Origin of the sequence: Sphingopyxis sp. (genome assembly GCF_050725655.1) — a bacterium.
In the GTDB taxonomy this organism is placed as follows: Bacteria; Pseudomonadota; Alphaproteobacteria; order Sphingomonadales; family Sphingomonadaceae; genus Sphingopyxis.
On the sequence record NZ_JBOHHT010000016.1, the window covers coordinates 1 to 5,053 of the forward strand.

Here is a 5,053-nt window from a genome sequence, read left to right on the forward strand (position 1 = left end):
CACCCCAACCCCTCCCCTGAAGGGGAGGGGCTTATTTGGCCCCAACCTAAGCATCGGGTATCAGATTGCCCGGATTCATGATCCCCTCGGGATCGAGACAATTCTTCAATTGCCGCAGCAACGCGACCCCGCTCTCGCCCAGATCATGGTGCAGATACGGCTTGCGCAGCCGCCCCGCGCCATGATGGTGCGCGACCCCGCCGCCATGTTTCGCGGTCGCCTCCATGATCGCGCGCCAGCCGGCGAAATAGGCGGGCTCCATCTTCGCGCTCTCCTCGAACGTCGCGGCGAAACTGAAATAGAGGTTGATCCCCGATCGATAGACATGGCTGCTATGCGCCGACGCGTTTATCACGCCGGGGATCTGATTGAGCGCCGCGATGCTGTCGTCATAGATCGCGCCGATCTCGCTCCACCGCCCCGAAATCTCGACCGTGTCGGCAACATAGCCGCGCTCGAACATATCGCGCCAGCTTGGCACATGGTTGCGCTTTTCGATCCACGTCTTCGCCGCCATCGGATCGCCGGCCTCCAGCCCCGCCGCGCCGCAAATCTCGTGCATCGCCGCCAGTTCGGCATCGACGCGGCTCTTCGGCCCTTCATGCACCATCAGCAGCATCGCCTTGCCGCCCCGCTCATGCTCGCGGAACAGCCGCCGCACTTCGCGTCCGTCGTACTGCCGCATCACCGGCGGGCGCCAGTCGGCGCGCATGATCTGCCGCTGCGCCTCGAACCCCGCGCGCATGTCGTCGGCATAGAAGCTGCTGTAATCGCGGTGCGGCGCCCTGGCGCGCAGCGAGAAGGTCACCCCGGTGATCACGCCCATCGTTCCCTCGGCGCCCATCAGCAGGTGGCGCAAATCGGGCCCGGCGGCGGCGCGCACCGCTTTGCCCAGCGTCACCAACTCGCCGTTCGGCAGCACCGCCTCGATCGAATGGATGATCTCCTCGATGTTGCCGTAAGCGGTCGAGAATTGCCCCGACGCGCGCGTCGCGACCCAGCCGCCGACGCTGCTGATCGCGATCGACTGCGGCCAGTGGCCGATCGTCAGCCCATGCGCCGCGACCACCTCCTCGGCCTCCATGCCGTTCAGCCCGGCATCGAAGCTCGCGAGCAAATCGTCGCTGTCGATGTACCGCACCCGGTTCATGCCGCTCATGTCGAGCAGGATCGCTTGCGGAGTCGGCTCGATCCCGCCGCACACCCCGCTGCCGAGCCCGAACGGGATCAGCGGCACGCGGCGTTCAGCGGCGAGGCGCACCACCTTCTGCACATCATCCACCGACTGCGGCCGCACGACGCAGCCCGGCGCGGCCACGGCGTCGCCCCGCCAGTCGCGCAGATGCTTGACCGCCCACTGGTCATAGCGCCGCGCGTTCAGCGCATCGGCATCGCTCGTGACGCGGTCGGCGCCGATAATGCTGGCAAGGGCTTCGGCTATCGAACTCATCTCACTCTCCCAAAAGCCTGCGGCTCGCATCGTTGATCTGGCGGCAATGTGCGATCTCGGCCGCCGTCCTGGCGTCATCCCAGCCGAGCAGCGCGCCCATGGTCTCGGCGGCAGGGGCGAGCGACCCCAGCCCGGCGCCCTGATCGAACCAGGCACGCGCGCTGCGTCGCACCCAATAATCCTCAAGGGTAGCGGCGCCCTCATGCGTCACTGCACGCACCGCCTCGGCAGCCACATCGCCGCCTGCAAGCACGATCTCGCTAGCCTCGTCGCCGTACAGTCCGGCCAGCCGCTCGGCCGCGCGCGGGTCGAGCCCGGCCAGCCGCGCCTCGCGCGATCCCCCCGGCAACGGCGCGTTGGCGGTCGAACAGGGCAGGGCGGTCTTGCCCAGCCGCTCCACCACCAGATCGACCACCCGCTCGGCCATCGCGCGATAGGCGCTCAATTTGCCCCCGGCGATCGACACCATCCCGCCCGGCGACGTCCAGATCTCGTCTTTGCGCGACACCTCGTTCGCCTTCTTGCCCGGCTGCGCGATCAGCGGGCGCACCCCCGACCACAGCGAGACGATCTCGGCATCGCGGATCGGATCGATACTCAGCGCCGCCCCGGTCGCGCGCAGCAGATAGTCGATGTCCTCGCGCGTCGCCGCAGGCCAGTAATCGGCGCCATCGTGGAACACGTCGGTCGTCCCGATATAGGCGAAAGCCCCGCGCGGCACCGCGAAGATGCTGCGCTTGTCGGGCGCGCGAATGATGATGGTCGAATTGATCGGCAGCCGCTCGCGCGGCAGCACCAGATGGATGCCGCGGCTCAGCGACATGCGCACGTCGTCTTCGCCCGCTTCCAGCCCGCGCACCTTGTCGACCCACGCCCCCGCGGCGTTCACCACCAGCTTCGCCTTGACCCGCGCGCCCAGACCATCGTCCAGGGTCGACGTCGCGACCAGCCCGTCACCCGTCAGTTCGGACGCCGCCGCATGGTTGATCGCCACCGCGCCCGCACCCTGCGCGCTCCGGACATTGGCAAGCACCAGCCGCGCATCGTCGGTCAAAAATTCGGGATACAGCACCGCACCATTCAGCCCGTCGGTCCGCATCAGCGGCTCGCGGCGTTGCAGTTCCGCCAGCCCGATCACCTCATGCTTCTCGGCCTCGGGCACCCCGCCCAATTTCTCGAAGGTCCACAGGCCCGTCCGCAGCTTCGCGGTCATCGCCATATTCGTCGTCGGGATCAGGAAGGGCGACAGCCGCGTCAGATGCGGCGCGATCCGCCGCAATATCTGCCGCTCCGACGCCGCCTCCTTGACCAGCGCAATGTCGCCCTGCGCCAGATAGCGCAGCCCGCCATGGATCATCTTCGAGCTGCGGCTGCTCGTCCCGCTCGCATAGTCGCGCGCCTCGACCAGCGCGACCGACAGCCCGCGCATCGCGGCATCGCGCGCGATCCCCGCGCCGGTGATGCCGCCGCCGATTACCGCAAGGTCGAAGCTGCGCGCCTCCAACTCGGCAAAGACCTGCGCGCGGCCCCGCGCATCGAGCGCGGCACCGGTCACGCGGTAACGATCCCGTCGAACAGCGCGCTATCCGCCGACCCCGCGCGGTAAAACACCGGCGGCTGCCCGAACGGCGCCGCGACGGTCACATCGCCGCCGCCCGCATAGCTCTTGCCCGACCAGAGATGCACCCACTCGGCGCCCGCGGGCAGATAAGTCGTCCACTCGTTCTTCCCCGCCGCGATCACCGGCGCGACGAGCAGATCGGGCCCGAGCAGATAGCTTGTCTGGATCGCATAGGTCTCCGCGTCGTCCTCGAAATGCAGGAACAACGGCCGCTGCACTGGCAGCCCCGTTTCCGAAGCCTCCTGCGACAGCCGCCGCAGATAGGGCGCCAGATGCGCATAGATCCGCGTCATCTTCGCGAAATGCGCGAGCAGTTCGGGATCGTCGTCGTATTGGACATTCTGCCGCGGCCGATTGCCCTCGTGCGTCCGCATCATCGACGTAAACGCCGACATTTCGGCCCAGCGCATCGCCAGCTCGGCGTCGCGCGTGGTGTCGAACAGGCTCGTATACCCACCGCAATCGCTGTGATGATGCGCATTGCCCAGCATTCCCGCCGACAGCGCGGCGCAGATCACCGTGCCGATCCCGTCGTGGCGGCTGAAATCGACCGCCTGATCGCCCGCCCACAGCATCGGACAATGGCCCTGCACGCCGGCCCCGCCCGATCGCATGAACACCATCATCTCGCCGGTCTGCCCGCGCCCCGCGATGCCCGTCGCATTGACCTCGCCCCACAAGGCCGGCCAGCGATTGTGCGCGGTCATCCCGCTCTCGCCATTCGCCAGCCGGACGTCGACCGGCAGATATTCGCCAAAATCGGCCATCCAGCCCGACAGCCCGAAATCGATCATCTTCTCGCCGATGATCGTCTCGGCGAACCATGCCGCCGCCGCGGGATTGGTGAAGTCGACATGCCCGCAATCGAACTCGCCGAAGTCAATCACATAGGGCTCGTCCTTCTCGGGATGCATCACCATGAACCCCTGCGCCGCCGCCTCGGCGTAAAGCGGCCCATCGACCGCGAGATAGGGATTCACATAGCCAAGGAAACGAATGCCACGCTCGCGCAACTCCGCAATCCGCGCGGGCAATTCGGGATAGCGCTCGGCATTCCATTGCCAGTCCCAGAATAATCGGTTGCCGAAGCTGGTAATGCGCAGCCCGACCCAATCCTCGCACCACAGCCCCGACACCGCGACCCCGGCGTCCTCATAGGTCTTCAGCCGCGCAAAACTATTGTCGCCATCCTTCAGCCCGATGACGGCACCCTTCAGCAACCATTCGGGCAGCGGCGGCTGACGGCCGAACCGCTGCGACAATGCCGACACCAGCTCGGTAAAGCGCGGCCGCGCCCACAGCTCGATCCTGGCGGGAATTTCCCACACCTCGACCTCGTGAAAATCGCCCGCCCGGAAATCGAACGCCGCATAGGCAAAGCTGTCGACATGCAGCGCATAATGCCGCGAACTCACATAGGTCGGCTGCGGGTAATTGGTGTGCGTAGTGCTGCCGCCGCCGCCCTTGCGGTGCGCCTCGACCTGCCGGAACAAGGGTGATGCGGGATCGCGCCCGACACCGGGCTCGCTCGACCACAAGGGAAAATGCCGCCCGCGCAGGTCGAAATAAGAGAATTGCTCGCCGCCGCCCCACACATGCTCGCCGGCTTCGGTGGGCACGCGCAGCCACAGCCGGTTGAGCGCCGGATCGAGCGCCTTCAAGGCGATCACCGCCTCGTCGCCATCGCCCGAAACCGTGGCTTCGAGCAACCACGGCGTGCCCGCGCTTTCGGAAAAACGCATGACGTCGCCCTCGACCTCGACATGCGCCAGCGCGACCCGCTCGATCACCTCCTGCGCCACATCGAAATGGCCCAGCTTCGAATGCACATGCGCTTCGCCGCGCCCGACGAAGAAACAGGGTGCGCCTTCGCTGTGGGTCAGGATCGCCTGCCCGCCAAGGCGGAGCGCAAAGCCGGTGTCGAGCGCATCGAGCGCCATCAAGGAGGATCCTTTCGCTGCTTCCATACAATCCTCCCTGTC

3 protein-coding genes are annotated in these 5,053 nt (G+C 66.8%); all 3 read right to left on the bottom strand.

What is annotated here, in order from left to right:
• Positions 1-46: 46 nt before the first annotated feature.
• Positions 47-1,450: an FAD-binding oxidoreductase gene (locus ACREBX_RS01840; protein ID WP_431560052.1), complete on the bottom strand. Its 1,404-nt coding sequence runs from the start codon at positions 1,448-1,450 to the stop codon at positions 47-49.
• Between the two features lies 1 nt (position 1,451).
• Positions 1,452-3,005 (bottom strand): glycerol-3-phosphate dehydrogenase/oxidase, encoded by a 1,554-nt coding sequence (locus ACREBX_RS01845; RefSeq protein WP_431560053.1) that lies wholly within the window; start codon positions 3,003-3,005, stop codon positions 1,452-1,454.
• A partial coding sequence (locus ACREBX_RS01850; RefSeq protein ID WP_431560054.1) for an alpha-glucosidase occupies positions 3,002-5,053 on the bottom strand: 2,052 nt, incomplete at its 5' end. The genes ACREBX_RS01850 and ACREBX_RS01845, both read right to left, overlap by 4 nt.